We start from the raw sequence: 26,531 nt of genomic DNA, 5'->3' as shown, positions 1-26,531 counted from the left end.
ATCGGACCAACAGACGCGCGACCGCGTTGATGCAGCGGAGAGCGGAGACAGGTCATGAAGCTGTACGGGGTGCCCGGATGGGGATCGGCGATCGTCGAGGCGATGCTGGCGATGGTCGGCGAACCCTATGACTATATCGACGTCGACGGCTTCGATCGGCCGGGCGCGGCGCAGGACCGGCTGGCAGCGATCAACCCGCTGCAGCAGGTGCCCACGCTGGTGCTCGACGACGGCGAGGTGCTGACCGAAACCGCCGCGATCGCCTTGTGGCTGGCGGACCGACACGCGGGATTGGCGCCGGCGTCGGGAACGGCCGGGCATCGCCATTTCCTGCGCTTGCTGATCTGGATCGTCGCGAACGTCTATCCGACCTTCACCTACGGCGATTATCCGGCGCGCTGGGCGCCCTCCGCCGCCGACGAACTGGTCGCCGCGACCAATGCCTATCGCGAACGCCTGTACCGGTGGCTCGAGGCGCAGGTGGTCGGGCCGTACCTGCTGGGCGAGCAGCCGTCCGCACTGGATTGCTATGCGGCGGTGATGATCGATTGGCGTCCGCGTCGCGCCTGGTTCGCCGAAAACACGCCCCGGCTGTTCGCCGCCGCCCGGCTGATGCGGCGCGACTCGCGACTGGCGACGGTGATGGCGCGCAACGGGCTGGCGATCGACTGACCGGCATTGCCGACGATCGGGCGCGGACGGCGTCGCCCTAGCTCCGCCTCTCAGCGCAATCGTTTGCCACCGGCGTGCAATCATTGGCCTGACATAAGGCAGTTGACAAGTAAGGCCAATCGATCAAGATAGCGCTAACAAAGCTGGTGCTGCTTACCAGCCGTAAGATCACCGACTGTTGCAATGAAGTGGCGTCGTCCGGCGGCTGCGAGGGTGTGTCCGAAGCACCCCGGGGTTCGTCGGAACGCGTCAGGAAAAGCCGGTACGGCTTAGGAGAGGGTGGAGAGGATGATGATGAAGCATCGCGCTCGTACGAGCCGCGCGTTCCTGATGGCCGCGACGTTCCTGGGTGCCTCGGTGCCGATGGTTGCGCTCGCACAGGCCGTGCCGCCGACCGGCACGCAGCAGCCCGCCGACGGACAGGACAATGGCCCTTCCACCCCGCCGCTGCCGCAGACCGACGCCACGCAGGGCGCAATCGCCGAGGACATCGTCGTCACCGGCTATCGCTCGTCGCTGGCGAAATCGACGGAGTCGAAGCGCGCCTCGACCGGCTTCACCGACTCGATCTTCGCCGAGGATATCGGGAAGTTCCCCGACACCAACATCGCCGAATCGTTCAACCGCATCCCCGGCATCACGATCAGCCGCGACGTCACCGGCGAGGGCACCAACGTCGCGATCCGCGGGCTCGGCTCGAACTTCACCAACGTCACGCTGAACGGCGCGACGATCGCGGTGGCGTCGTCGGGCGCGACCGACGCGCAGGGCACCGATCGTTCGGTCGACCTCAGCTTCTTCCCGACCGACCTGTTCACCAAGCTGACCGTCAACAAGAGCTACACCGCCGACCTGCTCGAAGGCGGCGCGGCGGGCAATATCGACCTGCGCTCGGCACGCCCGTTCGATCGCCAGACCGGGTTCCTCGCCTATAACATCCAGGGCACGAAGCAGTCGCCGGAAGACCGGATCGGCGCGCGCGGCTCGCTGATCGGCAGCTGGCGCAACGAGACGGTCGGCATCCTTGCCGGCGTTTCGGCGCAGCGTCTGTTCACCGACACGCGCGGGTTCGAGACGATCGGCTATACCAACCCGGCGCTCACCGCCGCACAGTGCGGTGCGACCTCGGGCTGCAACACTACCGGCGGCGGCAACTGGACGATCCCCTCGACGGTGCCGGTCGGCGCGGGCGCCGGGCTGGTCGCCGGCACGACGATCGACCGCGCGTTCCTGCTCGCCAACAATCCCGGCGCGACGATCCAGCAGATCGATAACGGGCTGCTGCCCCGCCTCGGCCGCTTCACCAGCATCCGCGGCCCGCGCGACCGCGTCAACGCGATCGTCAGTGCCGAATGGCAGCCGTCCGACACGCTGCATTTCTACATCGACGGCCTGTACGGCTATAAGAAGAACGAGCTGATCCGCGAGAATATGGCGTGGATCGTGCGCAACGGCGCGATCATCCCGACCAACCTCACCTTCGACAAATCGGATTGCAGCGCGGGCTGCACCGTCACCGGCGGCACCTTCGCCAACGTGCAGTTCTTCAACGAATTCCGGCCCTATACCGAAACGACGAAGCTGGTCAGCGTCAATCCGGGTGGCGAATGGGAGGTTTCGGACCGCCTGAAGCTGACGCTGCAGGGCAATTACGCGCGGTCGACCTTCCATCGTGAGAACCCGACCGTCGGCATGACCACGCCGCTCGGCGTCGGCAACACCGTCACCTTCGAGAACAACGGCGGCATCCCGACGATCACCAGCGGGCTCGACCTCAACGATCCGAAGAACTTCGGCTGGTACAGCGGCAGCCGTGTCAGTGTGAACGACGAGCGCCGCGTCAACGAGAACAAGGGCTTCCGCGGCGATCTGGTGTGGGGTGACAAGTCGCTCAACCTCAAGGTCGGCGGTGCCTACGACGACGTCTCGCGCCAGATCCGCGGCTTCGACAATACACAGGCCTATCAGAACGCGGTCTGCGGTAACAACCCGAGCGTCACGCTGCCGTCGCCGAACACCCAGCCGCCGTGCGAAGGGCTGAACGCGCCGGGTGCCGCCCCGGCGGGCTATCCGACCTATCCGGGGCTCGGCACCGGCTCGAGCGCGGGCGTCACGGGGCCTCTGACCTATGGCGGGTCGCTGGTGCCCAACAGCGCCGCGCCGACCTATCTGCGCCCCGGTCCGGCGGGCTTCGTCACCGTCGACTTCCCGGCGTTCGCCGCCGCGACCAACTATGCGCAATATCACGACAATGCGCCGGAGAGCGGTGGTTCGACCACCGGGGCCAGCGGCGGTCTGATCCGTGAAGTCGTCAAATCCGCCTTCGCCACGGTCAACGGGGCGCAGGAGCTTGGCGGCAACATGCTGCGCTTCAATGTCGGCGTTCGTTACGTCAACACGATCCAGACGATCGCGGGGCGCGTGTCGCTGCCCGATCCGCGCAATACCGGCGCGAACGGTGCGTCGCTGCCCGACGGCAGCCGTTATCCAAACATCGTCAACATCGTCTCGACCCGCAACGTCTATGCCAAGTGGCTGCCGGCGGCGACCTTCGCCTATGACGTCGGCGAACATGCGGTGGTGCGTGTCGCGGGGTCGCGCACGATGACGCGTCCCGATCCCTCGGCGCAGCTGCCGGGCGTGAACTTCGGCGCGCCGTCGGCGGATCAGGCGTCGATCGGTAATCCGGCGCTGGCGCCATATTTGTCGACGAACCTCGACCTCGGCTTCGAATATTACACCGGGCGCGAAGGCGTGGTCAGCTTCAACGCGTTCCGCAAGTCGATCGAGGGGTTCACCACCACCCAGATCAACACCGTGCCGTTCTCCAACCTGGCGCAATATGGCATCACCTACGACACCCTGAACCCGACGCAGCAGATCGCGATCAATTCGCGCGGCGGGCCGACCGCGGCGCAGGTGCAGGTGACGTCGCAGGTCAACGTGCCCAACAAGCTGACGATCAACGGGCTGGAATTCCAGTGGGTGCAGCCGCTCGACTTCCTGACCCGGATGATCGGCGTGACCGGTTTCGGCTTCAACGCCAATGCCACGATCGTCGACCAGCGCAGCGACGGACCCGCAGTGGCGTTCGGCGTCGCGCCGTTCACGTACAATATCACCGGCTATTACGAGAAGAACGGCGTGATGCTGCGCGTTTCGACCACCTCACGGGAGGGTTCGCAGAACAGCGGCGCGGCGCAGAACGGCATCCCGGCCGCGGCGCTGTACGGGACGGACTATACGACCTACGATTTCTCCTCGTCGTTCGATCTCGACAAGCTGCTCGGCATTCCGAACGCGCCGCAGCTGACGTTCAACATCGCCAACTTCACCGACGCCACGCTGCGCTCGTACTTCCAGTTCGAGAACGCGACCTTCACGCAGTACAAGCCCGGTCGCCAGTTCCTGATCGGTCTGCGCGGGACGTTCTAGAAGCCATTTCGCCTTCTTCAGACCGTCGCCCCGGACTTGATCCGGGGCCCCGCTTCTTACCAGCCGAAGTGAGAAGCGGGACCCCGAATCAAGTCCGGGGTGACGAAGAAGGGTGATGGTCGGCGCGAGACAACACGAACAATCAGGACCCCATCATGAGCGCGATCGACGATGCGGTGTCACGGCGCGCGATGCTCGGCGCCGCCGCCTTCAGCGCGATGCTGGCCACCGCCCCAGCCCGCCTCGCCGCGGAAGATCGACCGGAAACGCTCGATCACCGCACCGCCTTCCCGCTGATCCAGAACGGCCGCGTCGCCACCGTCATCGTCGACCGCGGCGCCGACAGCGCGGTCCAGCGTGTCGCCGCCAGCCTCGCCGGCGATCTCGCCCGTGTCGCCGGCACCCGCGCGCAGCCCGTCCGGCAACAGATCGACGGCGCGCGCGGGCCCGTCGTTATCATCGGCGTGCTCGGCCAAAGCGAGACGATCGACGCGCTGATCGCCGCCGGCAAGATTTCCGTAGAAGACCTGCGCGGCGAATGGGAAGCCTTCCGCCAGATCGTCGTCGAGCGCCCGTGGCCGAACGTCCCGCGCGCGCTGGTGATCGTCGGCGCCGACCGGCGCGGCGCGGTATTCGGCAGCTATGACGTGTCGGAACGGATCGGCGTCTCGCCGTGGCATTGGTTCGCCGACGTGCCGGTGGCGCGCCGCACGGAGGTGCTGTTCCCCGCTGGATCGCACCGCGACCAGCCGAAGGTGCGCTATCGCGGCTTCTTCATCAACGACGAGGACCCGTGCCTGAAAGGTTGGGCCACGAAGAAGTTCGGCGGCGTCAATTCGGCGATGTACGCGCACGTCTTCGAACTGCTGCTGCGCATGAAGGGCAATTACTTGTGGCCCGCGATGTGGGGCAAGGCGTTCGCCGACGACGATCCGAAGAGCATGGTGCTCGCGGACGCGATGGGCGTGGTGATGGGCAATTCGCACCACGAACCGATGCTGCGCGCGCAGGCCGAATGGCATCGCCACAAGGAAGATACGGCGCGCGGCGGCGCGTGGGACTATACGAAGAACGCCGCCAACCTGCGCACCTTCTGGCGCGGCGGGATCGAGCGGATGATGGCGAAGGGCGACGGCAAGGGCTATGAGTCGGTCGTCACCGTCGGAATGCGCGGCGACGGCGACGAGGCGATGGCGGAAGGCACCGCGACCGAGCTGCTCGAACGCGTCGTCGCCGATCAGCGCGCGATCATTGCCGAGGTCACGCACCGCCCCGCCAGTGAGACGCCGCAGGTGTGGGCGCTCTACAAGGAAGTGCAGGATTATTACGACAAGGGCATGAAGGTGCCCGACGATGTCACCTTGCTGTTCTCGGACGACAATTGGGGACAGATCCGCCGGCTTCCCGATGCGGGAGCGGCACCGCGCAAGGGCGGCTACGGCATCTATTATCACTTCGATTACGTCGGGGTGCCGCGCAACTACAAATGGATCAACACCAACCAGATCGAAAAGGTCTGGCAGCAAATGGACCTCGCCTACGCGCACGGCGTCCGCAACATGTGGATCGTCAACGTCGGCGATATCAAGCCGATGGAATATCCGCTCGGCTTCTTCCTGAAGATGGCGTGGAACCCGGAGGCGATGACCCCGCAGGCGCTCGCCGATTATCCGCGTGCGTGGGCGGCGGCGACCTTCGGGGCGGCGCAGGCGGCGGCGATCGGCGCGATCGTCACCGACTACGGCCGCTACGCCGCGCGGCGAAAGCCCGAGCTGATCGACCAGAACAGCTTTCCGCTGGGCGGCGTCACTCCGACCGAACTCGACGGCGGCGCGTTCGGCGCGATGGTTGCAGAATGGGACGATCTGGAGTGGCGGATGCTCGCGGCGCGCGCAGCGTTACCGCCTGCAACCCACGATGCCTATTTCCAGCTTGTCGCGCACCCGGTGGCCGCGATGGCCAATTTGTACCGGCTATATTACGCCGCGGCGTGGAACCAGCGGCTGACCAGCAGCAACGATCCGCGCGCCAATTACTTCGCCGATCAGGTCGAGGCCACCTTCCGCCGCGACGCCGAGCTGACCAAGGAATATCACGAAATCAACGGCGGCAAGTGGGACGGCATGATGGCGCAGGTCCACATGAGCTACGTCACCTGGAACGATCCGACGCAGCAATCCATGCCCAGCATCACCCGCGTCGCCGCCGACACGCCTGATTTCAAACGAAATATTCAGCCGCGCTTCGCCGCCCCCGCCGCACCGAGGGGCGTCGTCTCGGTCGAGGCAACCGCGTTTGACCGGACCCGCGCCGCCGGCGGCGTGCGCTGGACCGCGATCCCGCACCTCGGCAAGACCCGCGGCGCGATGGTCGCCCTGCCGCAGGGCCGCCCCGCGACCCGCGCCGAGGACCAGATCGCACTCGATTACGACGTAACGCTCGCCACCGGCGGCGACACGCAGCTCACCGTGGAACTCGCGCCGTCACTCGACACGACGGGGGGGAAGGGCGTGCGGCTGTCGGTTGCGATCGACGGCGGCACGGCCCGGCCGTTGCAAGCGCGGCTGGAGGCGACCGGCGGCGCGCAGGATACGCCGGCCAAGCAGGCCTGGGCCGAGGCGGTGCGCGATAATGTCGTGCGGCTCTCGACCGATCTCGGACCACTACGCGCCGGCCGGCACACGATCAGAATCCTGCGCATCGACGACAATGTCGTGCTGGAACGGCTGGTGCTCGCGACGGTGCAAGCATAGCCCGGACCAGCCCTACAACTACTTCTCCCCTCCACCTGTCATACCAGTTCCGGCGGCCTCATAATAAAACTGGTCAGGCCGATTTACCGGAGTTAGGAAAGGGCAAGGGAGAGAGAGATGAAGGTTCGGCTCGGATCGATCGCGCTTGCCATGCTGCTGGCCGCGCCCGCCTTCGCACAGGCCGATCGACAGGTGCTGCCGTTGGCGGACGGCTGGGAGTTCAGCCGTGGCGGGGCGATGCCCGACGAGGTCACGCGCGCCGCGGATCGCCATTGGGAAAAGGTTTCCGTTCCACATACCTGGAACCGCGTCGGCTATTACGTCCCCAATCCGCAGGACCACATCAACCGCGCCGAAACGATCGACAAATATCAGGGGATCGGCTGGTATCGCCTGACCTTCACGCCGGCGCCCGGCTTCGAAAAGCGACGAGCGTGGTTGCAGTTCGATGCGGCGAGCCGCACGGCCGAGGTCTGGCTCAACGGACAGCGACTGGGCGCGCATCGCGGCGGCTTTTCGCGCTTCCGCCTCGATGCGAGCGGCGCCTTGCGTCCCGGTCAGGCCAATGTGCTGCTGGTCAAGGTCGACAACACGCAACCCGACGCGGGCAGTTCGACCGCCGATGTGCTGCCGCTCGCGGGTGACTTCTTCGTCCACGGCGGCCTGTACCGGCCGGTCAGCCTGATCGGCACGGATGCGATGCACATCGACATGCTCGATGCGGGCGGCAGCGGTATCCTCGCGACGACGCGGTCGATCGACGGCGGATCGGCGCGGATCGACGTGCGGGTGAAGGTCCGCAACGACGGGCAGCGCAAGCAGGCGGGTCAGGTGGTCGTTCGCCTCGTCGATGCCGGCGGCAAGACCGTCGCGACCGAGACACGCCGCGTCACGCTGGGGGCCGGCAGCGGGGCAGAGACTGCGCAGGTATTGACGGTCGCCAGCCCGCATCTGTGGAACAGTGTCGCCGATCCCTATCTGCATCGGCTGGTCGTCGAGATCGCCTCGACGGCGGGCGCGGTGCTCGACCGTGTCGAACAGCCGTTCGGCATTCGCACGATGCGAGCCGACCCGGCGCGCGGCTTCCTGCTCAACGATAAGCCGTTGCGGCTGCACGGCGTCGGTTATCATCAGGATCGCGAAGGCAAGGGCTGGGCCACTACGCCCGCCGACATCGAACAGGACGTCGCGATGATGCGCGACATGGGCGTCAATTCGATCCGGCTGACGCATTACCAGCATGGCCAGACCATCCACGACCTCGCCGATCGCTATGGCATCGTGCTGTGGGATGAGATCCCGCTGGTGTCGAAATGGACGCAGGGCGAGGCGATGACCGCCAGCCCGGCATTGCGCGAGAATGCGCGACAGCAATTGCGCGAGCTGATCCGGCAGAACGGCAACCACCCGTCGGTGGTGAGCTGGGGCATCGCCAACGAGGTCGATTTCGGCAAGTCGATCCCGGCTTTCATCACCGCCAAGAGCGGCGAGGCACCCGATCCGCTGCCGCTGCTGCGCGAACTGGACGCGTTCGCCAAGGCGGAGGACCCATCGCGGCCGACCGCGCTCGCCACGTGTTGCGAACGCGATATCGGCCCGACCTCCGAAGTGCCGATCACCGCGGTCGCTGCCGATCTGGGCGGCGCGAACCGCTATTTCGGCTGGTATTTCGGGATACCCGCCGACCTTGGGCCGCACCTCGACGAACTGCACGCCAAGCGCCCTGCGCAGCCGCTGTCGGTAACCGAATATGGGGCGGGCGGGGCGACGACGATCCACACCGATAATCCGCTGGGCGGGCGCGTCGACCAGCGCGGGCGCAACCAGCCCGAGGAATATGAGAGCTACATCCACGAACGCGCGTGGGAGACGCTGTCGGCCAAGCCGTATCTATGGGGTACGTGGCTGTGGAATTCGTTCGACTTTGCGACGACCGTACGTCGAGAGGGCGACGGGATCGACATCAACACCAAGGGTTTGGCGACCTACGACCGCAAGATCCGCAAGGACGCCTATTACTTTTACAAGGCGAACTGGAACGAAGCGCCGACGGTCCATGTCAACGGCAGCCGCTATGTCGATCGCGCCTATTCGGCGACCGATGTGCGGGTCTATTCGAACGCTCCGCGCACCGAGTTGCGCGTCAACAACCGCCTCGTGGGCACAATGGCGCACTGTCCGCAGATGACCTGCGTCTGGCCGAAGGTGGCGCTGGCCGCGGGCACCAACCGTGTTGTCGCGCGCGGCCTGTTCCCGGACGGAGCGCAGGACGATACAGCCGTCTGGCAGCTGGCCCCCGAGGCGCTCCGCACGATCCGCATCGACAGCGGCGCGCTGGTCGCCGCCGACGTGGCCGGCAAGCGCTATGGCTCGGATGACTTCTTCGACGGTGGCAAAGCCGGCCAGATCAACGCATGGTCGGGCTATGGTCCGCGTCCCGCACCGAAGGTGGTTGCCGGGACGAGCGAAGGTGGGGTGGTCGAAACCTATCGCGAAGGACGCTTCTCCTATCAGGTGCCGGTGGCGAACGGGCGCTATTCGGTGGCGCTGACGTTCGTCGAACCCTCGCTCGCCGCGGGCGCGCGCCGCTTCGACGTGGTCGCCAACGGCAAGCGCGTCTTGCCGTCGTTCGACATCGCTGCGGCGGCGGGCGGTGTGCTGAAGGCGGTGACGCGCCGCATTCCGGTTCAGGTTTCCGACGGGGCGCTGCGATTGTCGTTCGTGCCCGTGCAAGGCGACGCGATCGTCTCCGGGATCGAGATCACGCGATGACGACCCCGCCCCCACGGGGCTGGCGCAGCATTCCGCTGCGCTGGCGGTTGATCGGGCTGGTCACGCTGGGCACGATCCTGAACTATCTCGCGCGGTCGACGCTGTCGGTCGCGGCGCCGCAGCTCAAGACCGAATTCGGCATGACGACCGAGGATTACAGCTGGGTCGTGCTCGCGTTCCAGGCGAGCTATACGGTGATGCAGACGGTGGCGGGCGGGGTGCTCGACGTTCTGGGCACGCGGCTCGGCTTCTTCCTGTTCGCGGTCGGCTGGGCGCTGGCGAACATGGCGCACGCGCTGGCGACGGGATGGCCGAGCCTCGCGGCGTTCCGCGCGTTGCTCGGCGCGAGCGAGGCCGCGGCGATCCCGGCGGGGGCGAAGGCGGTCTCCGAATGGTTTCCGCCGCGCGAACGCTCACTGGCGACCAGCGCGTTTCAGATGGGCACCAGCGTCGGCAACATGATCGCCCCGCCGCTGGTCGCCTTCTGTATTCTGGCGTGGAACTGGCAGGCGGCGTTCATCGTCACGGGCGGCCTGAGTCTCGCCTGGGCGCTGCTGTGGTATTGGAGCTATCGCAGCCCCGCGGAGCATCCGGCGCTGAGCGATGACGAGCGCCGCGCGATCACTGCGGCGCGCGACGAGGACGTGTCGGCCAAGCCGACGACGCGCGGCGACCTGCTGAAAAGCCGCGCTTTCTGGGGCATTGCGGTGCCGCGGTTCCTGGCCGAGCCGGCATGGCAGACGTTCAACTTCTTCATCCCGCTCTATCTCGTGTCGGTGTGGAAGCTCGATCTGAAGAGCATCGCACTGTGGGCGTGGATGCCGTTTCTCGCCGCGGACGTCGGCAGCCTCGCCGCCGGTGTGTTGCCATCGTGGCTGATGAAGCGCGGCGTGCCGCTGGTCGCGTCTCGCAAGATCACGATGACGATCGGCGCGCTGTGCATGATCGGGCCGGCGTGCATCGGACTGGCCGGCTCGGCGGGCGTGGCTATCGCGCTGTTTTGTATCGGCGGCTTTGCGCATCAGATGCTGAGCGGGGCGCTCATCACCCTGTGCGCGGACATGTTCGACAGTCGCACCGTCGGGACCGCCAGCGGCATGGCCGGCACGTCGGCATGGATCGGCGGCATGTTGTTCACGCTGCTGATCGGGCAGAGCGCCGACGCGTTCGGATATGATCCGCTGTTCGCCGCGCTCGCCGCGCTCGATCTGCTTGCGGCGGTGGTGTTGTGGAGCCTGCTTCGCGCCGAATCGCGCGGCGGGCGCACAGTTCAGGAAGGTCGATAACGTGTTGATGACGCAGACGATGCGCTGGTTCGGGCCGAACGATCCGGTTCGGTTGAACGCCATCCGGCAAGCGGGCGCGACGGGGATCGTTACGGCGTTGCACGAGGTGCCGAACGGCGCGGTCTGGGCCCGCGAGGCGATCGCCGCGCGCAAGGCCGAGATCGAGGCGGCGGGGCTCGAGTGGCGCGTCGTCGAGAGCCTGCCAGTGGATGAGGGGATCAAGACGCGATCCGCCGACTGGGATCGGCTGATCGATCATTACCGGCAATCGCTGACCAACTTGGCGGCGTGCGGGATCGACGTCGTGACGTATAACTTCATGCCGCTTCTCGACTGGACGCGCACCGATCTGGCGTGGGAACTGCCCGATGGCGCGCGTGCGCTGCGGTTCGAGGCGGTGGCGGTCGCGGCGTACGACCTGTTCATCCTGCGGCGACCGGGTGCGGCCGAAAGCTATGATGCGGCGACGCACGAGGCGGCGGAGGCGCGCTATGCGGCGATGGACGAAGCGGCGCGTAACAAGCTGGAGCGCACCATTATCGCCGGGTTGCCGGGGAGCGAGGAAGGGTTCACCTCGGCACAATTCCTAGCAGCGATCGACACTTATGCGGGCATCGATGCGGCACGGCTGCGCGATCATCATGTCGCTTTTCTCGAGGCGGTTTGCCCGGTGGCGGACGAATTGGGCATTCGGCTGGTCGTCCATCCCGACGATCCGCCGTTTCCGATCTTCGGGTTGCCGCGCGTCGTCAGCACGGAGGGCGATGTCGCCGATCTGTTCGCGCGCGTTCCCCATCGTTCCAATGGCTTGTGCATGTGCACCGGGTCGTTCGGAGTGCGTGCGGACAACGATCTGCCGGGGATGATCGACCGGCTGGGAAGCCGAGTCGGGTTCCTCCACCTGCGCTCGGTACGGCGAGAACCAAATGGTGCCTTCCACGAGGCGGAGCATCTGGGCGGCAATGCGGAGATGGCGGCGGTCGTTACGGCAGTCTATCGCCTGTCAGTGCGGGAAGGTCGTAGTATTCCGATGCGGCCGGATCACGGGCATCAAATGCTCGATGATCTGAACCGCGAGACGAATCCCGGTTATTCGTTGCTGGGACGGATGCGCGGGTTGGCGGAATTGCGCGGGCTGGAGCGCGGCATTGCCTTTGCTTCGGGCGGGGCGGCGTAGGCGGGGGACAGCCGGCGGATCGAGCCGGCGGCGTGGCCGCCGCGCGCGACGCGAAAGTCGCGCGCTATACGCGCGCTATATGCAGTTCCTTGGAATCGCTCTCGAATTGCTACGCAAGCTGCGCCTAATCGCGCTCCCTTGAAGGCGCCGCCGTGGGGTGGTTGCCACCTCCAAGGGGGCGAGAATGAACTTCCGTTATGTCGCGATCGGGGCGGCGCTGGTGGCCGCGCCGGCGGCGGCGCAGAGCAATGAAGCGGCGGATCAAGCACCTGCGGTGACCGTGAGCGGGGCGGTGACGGTCGCGTCGGATTACCGGTTCCGGGGCATTTCGCAGACCGATCGGAACATGGCGGTGCAGGGCGGGATCACGATCGCGCACAAAAGCGGCGTCTATATCGGCACCTGGGCGTCGAATTTGGCGGGATGGGGCACGTTCGGCGGCGCGAATATGGAGCTCGATCTGATCGCGGGGTACAAAGCGAAGCTCTCCGACACCGGAACGATCGACGTCGGTCTCACCTGGTACATGTATCCGGGCGGTGCGGCGAAGACCGACTTCGCCGAGCCCTATGTCAAGCTGAGCGGCATGACCGGCCCGGCGACGCTGACCGCCGGCGCGGCCTATGCGCCCAAACAACAGGCGATCGGCAAATGGTATGCGACCGGCGCGGACGCCGCGGCGGGGACCTACACCGGTCCGGGCGCGAAGGACGACAACCTCTATCTGTGGGGCGACGGCGCGGTGGCGGTTGCGGGGACGCCCGTCACGGCCAAGGCGCATGTCGGACATAGCTGGGGACAGGACGGGCTGGGGCCGAACGCCACCGCCGTCGCGCCGACTGGCGCCTATTGGGACTGGTCGCTGGGCGCGGACGTCACCTTAGACCGGCTGACCCTCAACGTCAGCTATGTCGACACCGACATCACGCGTCGCGCATCGCGCTACCTGCAACCCAGCTTCAGCGAGGGGCAGGACGGGACCGGGTCGATCGCCGGGGGCACCGTCGTCGCCTCGCTGACCGCCGCCTTCTGAACCGGGAGCCGACACCATGCAGGATCTGCTGTGGATCGCGATCATGATCGGGCTGGTGGCGGCGACGCTCGCCTTCGTCCGGCTGTGCGACAACGCCTGAGGAACCACGCGATGACCCTCGACCTCTGGCTCGCCGCGCTGACCGCGGCCGGGCTGCTCATCTATCTGGTGGCGGTGCTGATCCGCCCCGAACGCTTCTAGAAGGAGGCGATCCCATGACACTTCAGGGCTGGTTCCTGATCCTTGCCTTCGTCGGCATCCTGCTGGCGCTCGCCAAGCCGGTCGGCCTGTGGCTGTTCGCGCTGTACGAAGGACGGCGCACGCCGCTCCACGTCGTGCTCGGCCCTGTCGAGCGCGGCTTCTACAGATTGTCGGGCATCGACCCCGCCGAGGAGCAGGGCTGGCGGCGCTATGCGGTGCACATGCTGCTGTTCAATGCGGCGCTGATGCTGTTCACCTATGCGGTGCTGCGGTTGCAGGCGGTGCTGCCGGGTAATCCGCAAGGACTGGCCGCGCCGAGCGAGCATCTGTCGTTCAACACCGCGATCAGCTTCACCGCCAACACCAACTGGCAGAGCTATGGTGGCGAGAGCACGATGTCGAACCTCAGCCAGATGGTGGGGCTGACGATCCACAATTTCCTGTCGGCCGCCACGGGCATCGGGCTGGCGTTCGCACTGTTCCGCGGGTTCGCGCGGCGCGAGGCCAAATCGGTCGGCAATTTCTGGGCCGACGTGACGCGGATCACGCTGTACCTGCTGCTGCCGCTCTGCATCGCGCTGACGCTCTTCTACGTCGCGAGCGGCGTGCCGCAGGCGCTGGCCGGCGTCGTCGATGTGCAGACGCTGGAAGGCGCGCGCCAGTCCATCCTGCTCGGCCCGGTCGCCAGCCAGGAAGCGATCAAGATGCTCGGCACCAACGGTGGCGGGTTCTTCAACGCCAATTCGGCGCATCCGTTCGAGAATCCGACCGCGCTGACCAACCTGATCCAGATGCTGTCGATCTTCGTGATCGGCGTCGGGCTGACGTGGACGTTCGGCAAGGCGGTCGGCAACACGCGGCAGGGCTGGGCGATCCTCGCGGCGATGATGATACTGTTCCTCGCGGGCACGACCGTCACCTATTGGGCGGAAGCGGCGGGCAATCCGGTGCTCCACCAGCTGGGCGTCGCCGGCGGCAACATGGAGGGCAAGGAGGTGCGGTTCGGCATCGCCGCCTCCGCGCTGTTCTCCGTCGTCACCACCGCGGCATCGTGCGGCGCGGTCAATGCGATGCACGACAGCTTCACCGCGCTTGGCGGAATGATCCCGCTGTTCAACATGCAATTGGGCGAGGTCGTGATCGGCGGCGTCGGTGCGGGCATCTACGGCTTCCTGCTGTTCGCAATCCTCGCGGTGTTCGTCGCCGGGCTGATGGTCGGGCGGACGCCGGAATATGTCGGCAAGAAGATCGAGGCGCGCGAAGTGAAGCTGGCGGTGCTGGCGATCGCGGTGCTGCCGCTGATGATCCTCGGCCTGACCGCGCTATCGTCGGTGCTGCAACAGGGGCTGGCAGGGCCGCTGAACAAGGGGCCGCACGGGTTCAGCGAAATCCTGTACGCCTTCACAAGCGCGGTCGCGAACAACGGCTCCGCCTTTGCCGGGCTGACCGCCAACACGCCCTATTACGACGGGCTGCTGGGCGTCGCGATGTGGGTCGGGCGGTTCTTCATCATCGTGCCGATGCTGGCGATCGCGGGCAGCCTCGCCGCCAAGAAATACACGCCGGAAACCGCGGGGTCGTTCCCGACCACCGGCGGGCTGTGGGTGGGGCTGCTGGTCGGCATCATCCTGATCCTCGGCGGCCTCACCTTCCTGCCGAGCCTCGCGCTCGGTCCCATCGCCGATCATCTCGCGATGATCCGCGGCCAGCTCTTCTGATCGGGCGCATCATGGCCAAGCAGACCAAAAGCCTTTTTACCGCCGACCTCGTCCTTCCGGCGATCTCGGCCTCGTTCCTCAAACTCAACCCCGCGCAGCTGGTGCGCAATCCGGTGATGTTCGTCACCGCCGCGGTCGCGGCGTTGATGACCGTGCTGCTGGTGATCGGTCACGACGGGCTCGGCACCGGGTTCAAGGTGCAACTCGTCATCTGGCTGTGGCTGACGGTGCTGTTCGGCACCTTCGCCGAGGCGCTGGCGGAAGGGCGCGGCAAGGCACAGGCGGCTTCGTTGCGTGCCGCCAAGGCCGAGCTGACCGCCAAAAGGCTGAAGCGCGACGGGCGCGAATATGACGACGTGCCCGCCAGCCAGCTGAAGATTGGCGACCTGGTGCTGGTCGAGACGAACGACCTGATCCCGTCCGACGGGGAGGTGATCGCGGGGGTCGCCTCGGTCAACGAGGCCGCGATCACCGGCGAGAGTGCGCCGGTGATCCGCGAGGCCGGCGGCGACCGCTCGGCAGTGACCGCCGGGACGCGCGTCATCTCCGACGAGATCCGCGTCAAGGTGACGGTGGAGCCGGGCAAGGGCTTCCTCGATCGCATGATCGCGCTGGTCGAGGGCGCCGAGCGGCAGAAAACGCCGAACGAGATCGCACTGACGCTGTTGCTGGTCGGGCTGACGATCGTCTTCCTGATCGCGGTCGCGACGATCCCGGGCTTTGCGCGCTATGCCGGGGGCAGCATCCCGGTCGCGATCCTCGCCGCGCTGCTCATCACGCTGATCCCGACGACGATCGCCGCGCTCCTGTCGGCGATCGGGATTGCGGGGATGGACCGGCTGGTGCGGTTCAACGTGCTCGCCAAGTCGGGGCGCGCGGTCGAGGCGGCAGGCGACATCGATGTGCTGCTGCTCGACAAGACCGGCACGATCACGATCGGCGACCGGCAGGCGTCGGAGTTCCGCGCGGTCGGCGGCGCGAGCGCGGCCGAGCTGGCCGAGGCGGCGTTGCTCGCCAGCCTTGCCGACGAGACGCCCGAGGGCCGCTCGATCGTGGTGCTGGCGCGCGAGACGTTCCATGTCACGACCACGCGGCTGGCCGACGATGCCGAGGTGATCCCGTTCACCGCGCAGACGCGCATTTCGGGCGTGAAGACCGGCGGCGCGCTGATCCAGAAGGGCGCTGTCGATTCGATCCTGCGCGCCAATGACGGCAGCGGCGCGACCGCGGCGGCGACCGAGTTGCGGCGGATCACCGACGAGATCGCGCGCGCGGGCGGCACCCCGCTGGCGGTGGCGCGCGACGGGCGGTTGCTGGGCGGGATCTTCCTGAAGGACGTGGTGAAGGCGGGCATTCGCGAACGCTTCGGCGAGCTGCGGACGATGGGGATCCGCACGGTGATGATCACCGGCGACAATCCGCTGACCGCCGCGGCGATCGCCGCCGAGGCGGGGGTCGACGACTTCCTCGCGCAGGCCACCCCCGAGGACAAACTGGCGCTGATCCGCAAGGAGCAACAGGGCGGCAAGCTGGTCGCGATGTGCGGCGACGGCACCAACGACGCGCCGGCGCTGGCGCAGGCCGATGTCGGCGTGGCGATGAACACCGGCACGCAGGCGGCGCGCGAGGCGGGCAATATGGTGGACCTCGACAGCGATCCGACGAAGCTGATCGAGGTGGTCGGGCTCGGCAAGCAATTGCTGATGACGCGCGGGGCGCTGACGACCTTCTCGGTCGCCAATGATGTGGCGAAGTACTTTGCGATCATCCCCGCGATGTTCGTCGCGCTGTATCCGGGACTGGGGGTGCTGAACGTGATGGGGCTGGCGTCGCCGCAATCGGCGATCCTGAGCGCGATCATCTTCAACGCGATCATCATCCCGTTGCTGGTGCCGCTGGCGCTGAAGGGCGTGGCGTACCGGCCGATGGCGGCCGGGCCGCTGCTGGCGCGCAATCTGGCGGTCTATGGTCTGGGCGGGCTGCTCGCGCCGTTCGTGGGGATCAAGATCATCGATCTCGTCGTCGGTGGGCTGGGGCTGGCGTGACGATCATAGCCCCTCCCCCGAGGGGGAGGGGAGAGAGAGGAAACAGAGATGAACACCGATATCAAGACCGCCGTGCGTCCCGTGATCGTGATGACGATCCTGTTCGCGATCCTGCTCGGTCTGGTCTATCCCGTTGCGATGACGGGCATTGGCCAGATGATCTTCCCCGCGCAGGCGAACGGCAGCCTCGTCCGCGATGCGTCGGGGCGCGTGATCGGCTCGACCGTGGTCGGGCAGGCGTTCGTCGCCGAACGCTATTTCCAGACGCGGCCGTCTGCGGCGGGCAAGGGCTATGACGGGCTGTCGTCGTCGGGGTCGAACCTCGGGCCGACCAGCAGGGCGCTGGCCGAGCGCGTGACGCAGGACGTCGCGACGCGGCGTGGCGAGGGGGTGACGGGGGCGGTGCCCGCCGATCTGGTGACCGCGAGCGGGTCGGGGCTCGATCCCGATCTGTCGCCCGCGGCCGCTTTGGCGCAGGCGCCGCGGGTCGCGCGGGTGCGGGGCGTGCCGGTCGATCGCGTGCGGGCGCTGGTGACGACGCAGATCAAGACGTCGCTGCTGGGCGACGCGCATGTCAACGTGCTGGCGCTCAACCGCGCGCTGGACGCCGCCGCGCGCTGATGCCGCCAAACGGCGACGCCCGGCCCGATCCCGACGCCCTGCTGCGCGCCGCCGCGCAGGAGGGGCGCGGGCGGCTGAAGATCTTCCTCGGCGCGGCGCCGGGCGTCGGCAAGACCTATGAGATGCTGTCCGAGGGCAAGGCGCGGCGGCGCGACGGGGTCGATGTGGTGGTCGGCGTCGTCGAGACGCACGGCCGCGCCGAGACCGAGGCGCTGACGCGCGGGCAGGAGATCGTCGCGCGGCGCGCGGTCAACCACGACGGGCATGTGCTGCACGAGATGGATCTCGACGCGGTGCTGGCGCGCGCGCCGCGGCTGGTGCTGGTCGACGAGCTGGCGCACACCAATGCGCCGGGCAGCCGGCATCCGAAACGCTATCAGGATGTCGAGGAACTGCTCGCCGCCGGGATCGACGTGTATTCGACGATCAACATCCAGCATGTCGAGAGCCTCAACGACGTCGTCGCCAGCTTCACGCGGGTGCGGGTGCGCGAGACGGTGCCCGACAGCATCCTGGAGGCCGCCGAGATCGAGGTCGTCGACATTCCGCCCGACGAGCTGATCGAGCGGCTGAAGGCGGGCAAGGTCTATCTGCCGGCGGAGGCGACGCGCGCGCTGGGGCATTTCTTCTCGCGCTCGAACCTGTCGGCGTTGCGCGAGCTGGCGCTGCGGCGCGCGGCGCAGGCGGTCGATGCGCGAATGCTCGACGACGTGCGCGCGCTCGGGCTCGGCGGGACATGGGCGGGGAGCGAGCGGATCGTGGTCGCGATCAGCGAGCTGCCCGGCAGCGACGTGCTGGTGCGCGCCGCCAAGCGGATCGCCGATGGCCTGCGGGGCCCGTGGACCGCGCTGTTCGTCGAGACGCCGCGCGCCGCGCACTTCACCGATGCGCAGCACGCGCGCGTCGCGGCGGCGATGACGCTGGCGACGCAGCTGGGGGCGGCGGTCGCGACCGTGCCGGCGACCAATGTGGTGGAGGGGATACAGGGGTTTCTTGCGGACGCGCGTGCGACGCAACTGGTGCTCGGCAAGTCGCCGCGCTCGCGCTGGTTCGAGCTGCGGCACGGATCGGTGGTCGACCGGCTGGTGCGTGATACGCCCGATGTGACCGTGCACGTCCTGCCGGTGGCGGCGGGGCGGAGCGAGCGTGGCGCGCGGCGGCCGGCGCGGTGGGGGGCGCCGTCGGGCTATGCGGTGACAGGCGCGATGGTCGCGGGGGTGACGGCGGCGGGGAGCGCGCTGGTCCATGTCATCGACCTCGGCAACGTCGCCTTGCTCTATCTGCTCCCCGTCATGGCGGCGGCGAGCCTCTACGGGCTGCGCACCGGGCTGTTCGCGGGGTTCGCCTCGACGCTGGCGTACAATTTCTTCTTCCTGCCCCCGGTGGGGACGCTGAGCATCAACAATCCCGAAAATGTCATCTCGGTGGTGGTGCTGCTCGGCATCGCGTTCGCGACCAGCCAGTTGACCGCGCGGGTGCGGGCGCAGGCCGATCTCGCCGCCGCCAGCGCGCGCACCAATGCGACGCTCGCCGGGTTCCTGCGCCAGATCGCGGCGGTCAACGACGTCGATCAGGCGGCACGGATGATCTGCGACGACGTGCGGCGGCTGCTGGACGTGCATGTCGTGCTGCTGGGCGCGGCGGCGGGCGGTGCGCTGGAGGTGCTGGCGGCGAGCGATCCCGGCTACCGGCTGGACGCGATGGACAATGCCGCCGCCAATTGGGCGTTCGACACCGGCAGCGCGGCAGGCAAGGGATCGGGGACGCTGACCGCCTCCGAATGGCTGTTCCAGCCGCTGAAGGCGGGCGCACGGACGTTGGGGGTGTTGGGGGTCGCGAACGATGGCGGCACCAACCCGGTGCGCGCCGACCAGTTGCCGTTGCTCAGCAGCCTGCTCGACCAGTCGGCGCTGGTGCTGGAGCGGCTGCGGTTGCAGGCGGAGATGCGCGATCTGGACGTGGTGCGGACGCGCGACCGGCTGCGCGCGGCGCTGCTGTCGTCGGTCAGCCACGATTTGCGCACGCCGCTGACCGCGGTGATGGCCGCCGCCGACCAGCTCGACCATGGCGCGACGCCGGAACTGATCGGCACGATCAAGGGCGAGTCGGCGCGGCTGAACCGCTTCGTCGCCAACCTGCTCGACATGGCGCGGGTCGAGGCGGGGGCGATCCGGCTGAACGTCGAGGCGATTGACCTGAGCGATGCGGTGACGGGCGCGGCGCATGACGCGCGACGGGCGCTGGAGGGGCATGGCGTCAGGCTGGACGTGCCACCCGACCTGCCGCTGGTGCGTGCCGATCCGCAGCTGCTCCACCATTGCCTGCTCAATCTGCTCGACAATGCCGGGCGCTATGGCGATCCGGGCAGCGAGATCGTGATCGAGGGGCGGCACCGGTTCGGCGCGTTGCGGCTCGCCGTGCTCGACCACGGCCCGGGCCTGCCGCCGGGGCGCGAGGCGGAGGTGTTCGAGACCTTTACGCGGCTGGAAGGGTCGGATCGCGCGATCGGCGGCACCGGGCTGGGGCTGGCGATCGTCAAGGCGTTTGCGGAGGCGATGGGAATAATGGTCGAGGCGAGCAACCGGAGCGACGGAGCCGGTGCATCATTCGCGCTGGTGTTTCCGGCGGCGTCGATCGTGCGCGATGCCGAGGTCGAGGGGCGGTCCTGATGCCGGCCAAGGTCCTTGTCGTCGACGACGAGCCGGCGATCCGGCGATTGTTGCGCAACACGCTGGCGCGCGCGGGCTATGAGGTGGTCGAGGCCGGCAACGCGCGGGACGCGTTGCAGCAGGCGGCGGCGGAGCATCCGGCGGCGATCCTGCTCGATCTCGGTTTGCCCGACCGCGACGGATTAAGTCTGATCCCGCTGCTCCATGCAGGGGGCGAGGTGGTGATCCTTGTGGTTTCGGCGCGCGATGCGGTCGACGAGAAAGTCGCCGCACTCGACCTGGGCGCGGACGACTTCGTCGGCAAGCCGTTCGATACCGAGGAATTGCTGGCGCGGCTGCGCGTGGCGTTGCGGCATCGCGGGCCGCCGGTCGAGGCGCAGAAGGTGGTGACGCGCGGCGACCTCGACATCGATCTCGATCGCAGGATCGTGCGGCGCGGCGGCGTGGAGGTGCATCTGACGCGCAAGGAGCATGACGTGCTGGCGATGCTGGTCCGGCACGTCGGGCGGATCGTGACGCACGACAAGTTGCTCGACGCCTGCTGGGGCGGGGATGAGGACGCGCGGATCGAATATCTGCGCATCGTGATCCGCAACCTGCGCCAGAAGCTGGAAGCGCCGGCACCGGTCGGCAGCGTGATCGCGAACGAGCTGGGGGTGGGCTATCGGCTGCGCAGCGACGACGCGATTTGACGCAGGCGCGCGCAGCGACGATGGACGATCGCGGCGCGATGCGTCGTTGCTGAAGGGGCGGGCGGTGTCGCGGCAGGACAAGGCGAAGATCGGCTATATAAGCGGCCCCGTCGACGCGCGGGTGGTGCACGATAGTTGGCGGAGCGGGGTGCCGCTCGGCTATTTCGGCACCAGCTATCTGCTGCAATTCTTCGACGTCGCCGACGAACTGGGGCAGGACCTGATCGTTACGACCAGCGCCGCGCAGCCGCATTATGACGACGTGCGTCCCGGCGTCCACATCATGAACCGGCCGCGGCGCGCGGCGAGCGGGCTCGGCTATCATCTGGCCGAGGTCGCGTGGCTGTGGGGCAGGGTGCGCGAGACGGTGGCGGCGGGCGCGCGGGTGATCGTGCTGACCGATGCGATGTACCATTGGTGGGCGCTGGTGCCGTGGCGGTGGCGCGGCGTGCGGTTCGTCAACGCGCTGCATTGTTCGATCCAGCGCCCGGCGGCGCGCGAGCCGTTGACCCGGCGCGTGCTGGTGCGCTTGCTGGGGTGGTTCCACTATCGCTTTGCCGACCCGACGCTGGCCGCGTCGCCGTTGATCGTCGAGCAGGTCGCGGCGCTGTCCGGCGGGCGGATCCAGTCGATCCTGTTCCTGCCCACCTATACGCCCGCGCAATTCGCGGCGATCGCGCCGCCGGAGGCGGTGCCGGCGGTGCGCGACGACTTCCATGTGCTGTTCGCGGGGCGGGTGGAGCACAACAAGGGTGTGTTCGACATGCTGGAGGCGTGCCGGCGGCTGCGCGACGACGGCGGTCCGCGGATCGTGTTCCACATCTGTGGCGAAGGAACCGCGAGCGAGGCGTTGCAGGAGGCGGTGGACCGGAGCGGGATGGGCGATCGCTTCCTGCTCCACGGTTTCTGCGACCGCGACGCGCTGTCGCGGCGGCTGGACGAATGTGACGCGGTGGTGGTGCCGACGCGCAGCGATTTCGAGGAAGGCTTTGCGATGATCGTCGCCGAGGGCGTGATAGCACGCCGGCCGGTGGTCACGTCGCGGGTCTGCCCGGCGCTGGAACTGGTGCATGAGGCGGCGATCGAGGTCGAGCCCGACGATGTCGCGGGCTATGTCGCGGCGTTGCGCGCGCTGTCGACCGATCCGTCGCTGTATGCGCGCAAGGTGGCGGCGGCGGAGCCGTTGCGGGCTGCCTTCTTCGATCCGCAGAATGGGTATGGCGAGAAGTTGCGGCAGGTGTTGCGCGGTTTGATCGATTGAGCGGAACGCCGGGCGGGTCGACCGGTTGGTTCGGGATGGGAGACGGTGAAGCACAGGCGAGCGTGATCCGCGCGTTGCGAGCCCAGATGGAGGCGGCGGCGGCGGCGCTCGATTTCGAGGAAGCGCGGCGATTGCGGGATCGGATCAGCCTGTTGCAGAGTGGTGCTTCGGTGGCGGACGCGGCGGCGGTGGATGGGCTGACGCGGCAACGGCCCGGGGCAATGGGGCTGGGGACCAGTCGCCAGCAGGTGGTGCCGCCGGAGGGGTGGAAGCCGCCGCGGAAGCCGGACCTGATGACGCGGGGGAAACGGTAGGTCGTCGGGGTAGGGCGTCGCGATTTTCGTCGTCATTGCGAGCGTAGCGAAGCAATTTAGGGCGCCCTGATCCGGCACTGGATTGCTTCGCTCCGCTCGCAATGACGGATGGGTTTGTTCGTTGCCGGTTGCTGGTGAGGAGAAAGAAGAAGCGGGATCCCGGATCAAGTCCGGGATGACGGATTATCAGGTCAGCGCTTCCCGCAAGGCGGCGATCAGTGCGGCGTCGGGTGGGGCGTGCGCGGCGAAGACCAGACCGACGTCGCGGGTGGCGTCGAAATCCTCCAGCGGCACGCGCGCGACGCCAGCGGCGTGGAAGCTGTCCGGCATCACCGTGATCCCCAGTCGCGCGCGGACGTGCGACAAAGCGCGGTCGTCGCTGGTGGTGCGGGCGGGGAAGAACGGGCGGACGCCGCGTGCGGTGAAGAAGCGGCTGGTCTCCGACAGCATCTCGCAATGGCGGCGGACGATCATCGGTTCGTGCGCGATTTCCTCGGCGCTGAGCGAGGCGCGTCCGGCGAGCGGATGGGACGCGCCGATCGCCAGCGCATAGCCCTCGGTGTGCAGATGCTGCCCGGCGCTGCGATCGTCGCCGTCGCGCAGGATCGTCAGCGCGGCGTCGATCCGGCCGCGTGCGAGGCGTGCGCGCAGGTCGCGTTCGTTGCCCTCGACCAGCTCGACGCGGTCGCCGCTGCGCGCGGCGAGCCAGTGCTCGATCCAGTGGCGCGGGATCGTGGTGAGGACGCCGAGCCGCAGGAGCGGGGCGGAGGCGGCGCCGGTGACCGCGCGCTCGGCGGCGGCGAACCCGCTTTCGATCGCGCGGGCGTGGGCGAGCAGGCTCGCACCGGCTTCGGTCAATGCGACGCGGCGGTTGGTGCGGTTGAAGAGCGTTCGGCCGAGCGACGCCTCCAACCGGGCGATGCCGACCGACAGCGTGGGCTGCGCGACGTTGCATGCGGCGGCGGCTCGCGAGAAATTGCCGCTGTCGACCACGGCGAGGAAATAGCGCAGGTGATAGCGGTCGATCATAGACGATATCTATACCCAGCTTCGGTGCGTTTCAATTTTGCCGGGGTGCCGCGACGCTCTAGGATGGCGGGCAACGACGCATAGGAGAGAGCGATGGACCTCGATTTCGGTCTGGGCGAGATGGCGGATACGATCCGCGACACGGTGCGACGTTTCGCGGCCGACCGGATCGCGCCGATCGCGGCCGAGGTCGATGCCGAGGATCGCTTCGCGCGCGAGCTGTGGCCCGAGATGGGTGCGCTCGGGCTGCACGGGATCACCGTCGAGGAAGTCGATGGCGGGCTGGGGCTCGGTTATCTGGAACATGTGATCGCGTGCGAGGAGGTGAGCCGCGCCTCGGCAGCGATCGGGCTGAGTTATGGCGCGCACTCCAACCTGTGCGTCAACCAGATCCGGCGCTGGGGCTCGGCCGAGCAGAAGGCGAAATATCTGCCGAAGCTGATTTCTGGCGAGCATGTCGGCAGCCTCGCGATGTCCGAGGCCGGCGCTGGGTCGGACGTCGTGTCGATGAAGTTGCGCGCGACGAAGGTCGAGGGCGGGTGGCGGCTGAACGGCACCAAGTTCTGGATCACCAATGCGGCCTATGCCGATACGTTGGTCGTCTATGCCAAGACCGATGCCGAGGCGGGGTCGAAGGGGATCACCGCTTTCCTGATCGAGAAGGGCTTCGAGGGTTTCTCGATCGGGCAGAAAATCGACAAGCTGGGGATGCGCGGCTCGCCGACCGCCGAATTGGTGTTCGACGATTGCTTCGTCGCCGACGAACAGGTGATGGGGCCGCTGAACGGCGGCGTGAAGGTGCTGATGTCGGGGCTCGATTACGAGCGCGTCGTGCTGTCGGGCATCCAGCTGGGCATCATGCAGGCGTGTATCGACACGGTGCTGCCCTATGTTCGCGAGCGCAAGCAGTTCGGGCGCGCGATTGGCGAGTTCCAGCTGATGCAGGCGAAGGTCGCCGATATGTATGTCGCGCTCAATTCGGCGCGCGCCTATGTCTATGCGGTGGCGAGGGCGTGCGATGCGGGGCGGACGACGCGCTTCGATGCGGCAGGGTGCATCCTGCTGGCGTCGGAGAGTGCGGTGAAGGTCGCGGGCGAGGCGATCCAGGCGCTGGGCGGCGCGGGCTATACCAAGGACTGGCCGGTCGAGCGGTATTGGCGCGACGCCAAGTTGCTCGACATCGGCGCGGGGACGAACGAGGTGCGGCGGATGCTGATCGGGCGCGAGCTGATCGGGCATGACGCGCCGAGGGCGCAATGACCGCGATTCGCTCGCTGGTCGACGCGGGGTCGGACGCGTTCGCGGCCAATGACGCGCACAATCGCGCACTGGCGGCGGCGTTGCGCGAAAAGGCGGCGGCGAGCGCGCTGGGCGGGTCCGAGCAGCATCGCGCGCGGCATGTCGCACGCGGCAAGCTGCTGCCGCGCGAGCGGGTCGACCGGCTGCTCGACGCGGGCGCGCCGTTTCTGGAGATCGGCGCATTGGCGGCGAACGGCATGTACGATGACGGTGCGCCGGGCGCGGGCATGATCGCCGGCGTCGGGCGGGTGTCTGGGCGCGAGTGCATGATCGTCGCCAACGACCCGACCGTGAAGGGCGGGGCGTACTTCCCGATGACGGTGAAGAAGCATCTGCGCGCGCAGGAGATCGCGCGCGAGAACCGGCTGCCGTGCGTGTATCTGGTCGATAGCGGCGGCGCGAACCTGCCGCACCAGGCCGAGGTGTTCCCCGATCGCGAGCATTTCGGGCGGATCTTCTTCAACCAGGCGCAGATGTCGGCGGAGGGGATCGCGCAGATCGCGTGCGTGATGGGGAGCTGCACTGCGGGTGGCGCCTATGTGCCGGCGATGTCGGACGAGAGCGTGATCGTCCGCAATCAGGGGACGATCTTCCTCGCCGGACCGCCGTTGGTGAAGGCGGCGACCGGCGAGGTGATTTCCGCCGAGGAACTGGGCGGGGCGGAGACGCATGCGCGGCGCTCGGGCGTGGTCGATCATGTCGCGGAGAATGACGAACATGCGCTGCTGATCGTGCGCGACATCGTCGCGACGTTGGGCAAGCCGCGGGTGCCCGACGTGGCGCTCGCCGAGCCGCGCGCGCCTTCGCTCGACGCGCAGGAGCTGTACGGGATCGTGCCGCAGGATGTGCGCGCGCCCTATGACGTGCGCGAGGTGATCGGGCGGATTGTCGACGGCTCGGACTTTCACGAGTTCAAGGCGCTGTACGGCACCACGCTGGTGTGCGGCTTTGCGCATATCTGGGGGATGCCGGTCGCGATCCTTGCCAATAACGGCGTGTTGTTCAGCGAGTCGGCGCTGAAGGGGGCGCATTTCATCGAGCTGGCGTGCCAGCGACGCATCCCGTTGCTGTTCCTCCAGAATATTTCCGGCTTCATGGTCGGCGGGAAATATGAGGCGGAGGGGATCGCCAAGAACGGCGCGAAGCTGGTGACGGCAGTCGCGACTGCTTCGGTGCCGAAGATCACTGTTTTGATCGGCGGCAGCTTCGGCGCGGGCAATTACGGGATGTGCGGGCGCGCTTATTCTCCCCGTTTCCTGTTCAGCTGGCCGAATGCGCGGATCTCGGTGATGGGCGGCGAGCAGGCGGCGAGCGTGCTGGCGACGGTGCACCGCGATGCCGAGACGTGGACGGCGGAGGAGGCCGAGCGCTTCAAGGCGCCGATCCGCCAGAAGTATGAGGATGAGGGCAATCCCTATTACGCGACCGCGCGGCTGTGGGACGATGGGATCATCGACCCGGTGCAGACCCGCGACGTGCTGGGGCTGGCCTTCGCCGCGACGCTGAACGCGCCGGTGCCCGAGCTTGCGCAGTTCGGCCTATTCCGGATGTGAT

General features: G+C 67.7%; 18 protein-coding genes. 17 read left to right on the top strand and 1 reads right to left on the bottom strand.

The genetic code is table 11. The features are described from left to right. Positions 1 to 54 precede the first annotated feature (54 nt). From SPHPH_RS0107820 to SPHPH_RS0107745, 15 genes are all read left to right on the top strand, one after another. Entirely contained in the window at positions 55 to 672 is a 618-nt protein-coding gene (locus SPHPH_RS0107820) for a glutathione S-transferase family protein (RefSeq protein WP_028966205.1), read from the top strand. Between the two features lie 294 nt (positions 673 to 966). Next, a complete protein-coding gene (locus SPHPH_RS0107815; RefSeq protein ID WP_028966204.1) occupies positions 967 to 4,107 on the top strand; it encodes a TonB-dependent receptor in 3,141 nt (1,046 codons plus the stop codon). Between the two features lie 155 nt (positions 4,108 to 4,262). Continuing rightward, positions 4,263 to 6,860, top strand: coding sequence for a glycosyl hydrolase 115 family protein (locus SPHPH_RS19160; RefSeq protein WP_037488272.1), 2,598 nt, complete (start codon positions 4,263 to 4,265; stop codon positions 6,858 to 6,860). A gap of 117 nt (positions 6,861 to 6,977) precedes the next feature. Further along, entirely contained in the window at positions 6,978 to 9,632 is a 2,655-nt protein-coding gene (locus tag SPHPH_RS0107805) for a glycoside hydrolase family 2 (protein ID WP_028966203.1), read from the top strand. After that, a complete protein-coding gene (locus tag SPHPH_RS0107800; RefSeq protein ID WP_037488270.1) occupies positions 9,629 to 10,918 on the top strand; it encodes an MFS transporter in 1,290 nt (429 codons plus the stop codon). Before SPHPH_RS0107805 ends, SPHPH_RS0107800 begins: the two co-directional genes overlap by 4 nt. Positions 10,919 to 10,925: 7 nt before the next feature. Next, positions 10,926 to 12,095: a mannonate dehydratase gene (gene uxuA / locus SPHPH_RS0107795; protein WP_037489301.1), complete on the top strand. Its 1,170-nt coding sequence runs from the start codon at positions 10,926 to 10,928 to the stop codon at positions 12,093 to 12,095. A gap of 184 nt (positions 12,096 to 12,279) precedes the next feature. Beyond that, positions 12,280 to 13,128: a TorF family putative porin gene (locus SPHPH_RS0107790; protein WP_028966200.1), complete on the top strand. Its 849-nt coding sequence runs from the start codon at positions 12,280 to 12,282 to the stop codon at positions 13,126 to 13,128. 111 nt (positions 13,129 to 13,239) lie between these two features. After that, entirely contained in the window at positions 13,240 to 13,329 is a 90-nt protein-coding gene (gene kdpF / locus SPHPH_RS19155) for a K(+)-transporting ATPase subunit F (protein ID WP_037488267.1), read from the top strand. Positions 13,330 to 13,343: 14 nt separating this feature from the next. Beyond that, entirely contained in the window at positions 13,344 to 15,047 is a 1,704-nt protein-coding gene (gene kdpA, locus SPHPH_RS0107775) for a potassium-transporting ATPase subunit KdpA (protein WP_028966199.1), read from the top strand. A gap of 11 nt (positions 15,048 to 15,058) precedes the next feature. Next, positions 15,059 to 17,092 carry a potassium-transporting ATPase subunit KdpB gene (kdpB, locus tag SPHPH_RS0107770; RefSeq protein ID WP_028966198.1) on the top strand — a complete coding sequence of 678 codons (2,034 nt, stop codon included), beginning with the start codon at positions 15,059 to 15,061 and terminating at the stop codon, positions 17,090 to 17,092. 48 nt (positions 17,093 to 17,140) lie between these two features. Further along, a complete protein-coding gene (kdpC, locus tag SPHPH_RS0107765) occupies positions 17,141 to 17,713 on the top strand; it encodes a potassium-transporting ATPase subunit KdpC (RefSeq protein ID WP_028966197.1) in 573 nt (190 codons plus the stop codon). Next, positions 17,713 to 20,382, top strand: a complete 2,670-nt coding sequence (locus tag SPHPH_RS0107760; RefSeq protein WP_028966196.1) for a sensor histidine kinase — start codon at positions 17,713 to 17,715, stop codon at positions 20,380 to 20,382. Before kdpC ends, SPHPH_RS0107760 begins: the two co-directional genes overlap by 1 nt. Further along, positions 20,382 to 21,074 carry a response regulator transcription factor gene (locus tag SPHPH_RS0107755; protein WP_028966195.1) on the top strand — a complete coding sequence of 231 codons (693 nt, stop codon included), beginning with the start codon at positions 20,382 to 20,384 and terminating at the stop codon, positions 21,072 to 21,074. The genes SPHPH_RS0107760 and SPHPH_RS0107755 overlap by 1 nt, the downstream gene beginning before the upstream one ends. A 64-nt stretch (positions 21,075 to 21,138) precedes the next feature. Next, positions 21,139 to 22,335 (top strand): glycosyltransferase family 4 protein, encoded by a 1,197-nt coding sequence (locus SPHPH_RS20415; protein WP_156025886.1) that lies wholly within the window; start codon positions 21,139 to 21,141, stop codon positions 22,333 to 22,335. A 35-nt stretch (positions 22,336 to 22,370) separates the two neighbouring features. Further along, positions 22,371 to 22,649 carry a UvrB/UvrC motif-containing protein gene (locus SPHPH_RS0107745; RefSeq protein ID WP_037488264.1) on the top strand — a complete coding sequence of 93 codons (279 nt, stop codon included), beginning with the start codon at positions 22,371 to 22,373 and terminating at the stop codon, positions 22,647 to 22,649. A 186-nt stretch (positions 22,650 to 22,835) separates the two neighbouring features. Here SPHPH_RS0107745 and SPHPH_RS19145 read toward each other — a convergent pair whose 3' ends face one another. Continuing rightward, positions 22,836 to 23,678 (bottom strand): LysR family transcriptional regulator, encoded by an 843-nt coding sequence (locus tag SPHPH_RS19145; protein WP_037488262.1) that lies wholly within the window; start codon positions 23,676 to 23,678, stop codon positions 22,836 to 22,838. Between the two features lie 93 nt (positions 23,679 to 23,771). Between SPHPH_RS19145 and SPHPH_RS0107735 the strand changes: the two genes are divergently transcribed. Continuing rightward, positions 23,772 to 24,938, top strand: coding sequence for an isovaleryl-CoA dehydrogenase (locus SPHPH_RS0107735; protein WP_028966192.1), 1,167 nt, complete (start codon positions 23,772 to 23,774; stop codon positions 24,936 to 24,938). Beyond that, positions 24,935 to 26,530 carry a carboxyl transferase domain-containing protein gene (locus tag SPHPH_RS0107730; RefSeq protein ID WP_028966191.1) on the top strand — a complete coding sequence of 532 codons (1,596 nt, stop codon included), beginning with the start codon at positions 24,935 to 24,937 and terminating at the stop codon, positions 26,528 to 26,530. Before SPHPH_RS0107735 ends, SPHPH_RS0107730 begins: the two co-directional genes overlap by 4 nt. Position 26,531 lies beyond the last annotated feature (1 nt).

The organism is Sphingomonas phyllosphaerae FA2 (assembly GCF_000427645.1).
Taxonomy (GTDB): domain Bacteria; phylum Pseudomonadota; class Alphaproteobacteria; order Sphingomonadales; family Sphingomonadaceae; genus Sphingomonas; species Sphingomonas phyllosphaerae.
The sequence above is the reverse complement of the archived record's forward strand: the minus strand, read 5'-3'. Positions and strand labels throughout refer to the sequence as shown.

Bases quoted from the DNA above. Each gene is read 5' to 3' on its own strand.
- SPHPH_RS0107820 (WP_028966205.1), top strand. From the start codon at position 55: ATGAAGCTGTACGGGGTGCCCGGATGGGGATCGGCGATCGTCGAGGCG.
- SPHPH_RS0107815 (WP_028966204.1), top strand. From the start codon at position 967: ATGAAGCATCGCGCTCGTACGAGCCGCGCGTTCCTGATGGCCGCGACG.
- SPHPH_RS19160 (WP_037488272.1), top strand. From the start codon at position 4,263: ATGAGCGCGATCGACGATGCGGTGTCACGGCGCGCGATGCTCGGCGCC.
- SPHPH_RS0107805 (WP_028966203.1), top strand. From the start codon at position 6,978: ATGAAGGTTCGGCTCGGATCGATCGCGCTTGCCATGCTGCTGGCCGCG.
- SPHPH_RS0107800 (WP_037488270.1), top strand. From the start codon at position 9,629: ATGACGACCCCGCCCCCACGGGGCTGGCGCAGCATTCCGCTGCGCTGG.
- uxuA (WP_037489301.1), top strand. From the start codon at position 10,926: ATGACGCAGACGATGCGCTGGTTCGGGCCGAACGATCCGGTTCGGTTG.
- SPHPH_RS0107790 (WP_028966200.1), top strand. From the start codon at position 12,280: ATGAACTTCCGTTATGTCGCGATCGGGGCGGCGCTGGTGGCCGCGCCG.
- kdpF (WP_037488267.1), top strand. From the start codon at position 13,240: ATGACCCTCGACCTCTGGCTCGCCGCGCTGACCGCGGCCGGGCTGCTC.
- kdpA (WP_028966199.1), top strand. From the start codon at position 13,344: ATGACACTTCAGGGCTGGTTCCTGATCCTTGCCTTCGTCGGCATCCTG.
- kdpB (WP_028966198.1), top strand. From the start codon at position 15,059: ATGGCCAAGCAGACCAAAAGCCTTTTTACCGCCGACCTCGTCCTTCCG.
- kdpC (WP_028966197.1), top strand. From the start codon at position 17,141: ATGAACACCGATATCAAGACCGCCGTGCGTCCCGTGATCGTGATGACG.
- SPHPH_RS0107760 (WP_028966196.1), top strand. From the start codon at position 17,713: ATGCCGCCAAACGGCGACGCCCGGCCCGATCCCGACGCCCTGCTGCGC.
- SPHPH_RS0107755 (WP_028966195.1), top strand. From the start codon at position 20,382: ATGCCGGCCAAGGTCCTTGTCGTCGACGACGAGCCGGCGATCCGGCGA.
- SPHPH_RS0107745 (WP_037488264.1), top strand. From the start codon at position 22,371: ATGGGAGACGGTGAAGCACAGGCGAGCGTGATCCGCGCGTTGCGAGCC.
- SPHPH_RS19145 (WP_037488262.1), bottom strand. From the start codon at position 23,678: ATGATCGACCGCTATCACCTGCGCTATTTCCTCGCCGTGGTCGACAGC.
- SPHPH_RS0107735 (WP_028966192.1), top strand. From the start codon at position 23,772: ATGGACCTCGATTTCGGTCTGGGCGAGATGGCGGATACGATCCGCGAC.
- SPHPH_RS0107730 (WP_028966191.1), top strand. From the start codon at position 24,935: ATGACCGCGATTCGCTCGCTGGTCGACGCGGGGTCGGACGCGTTCGCG.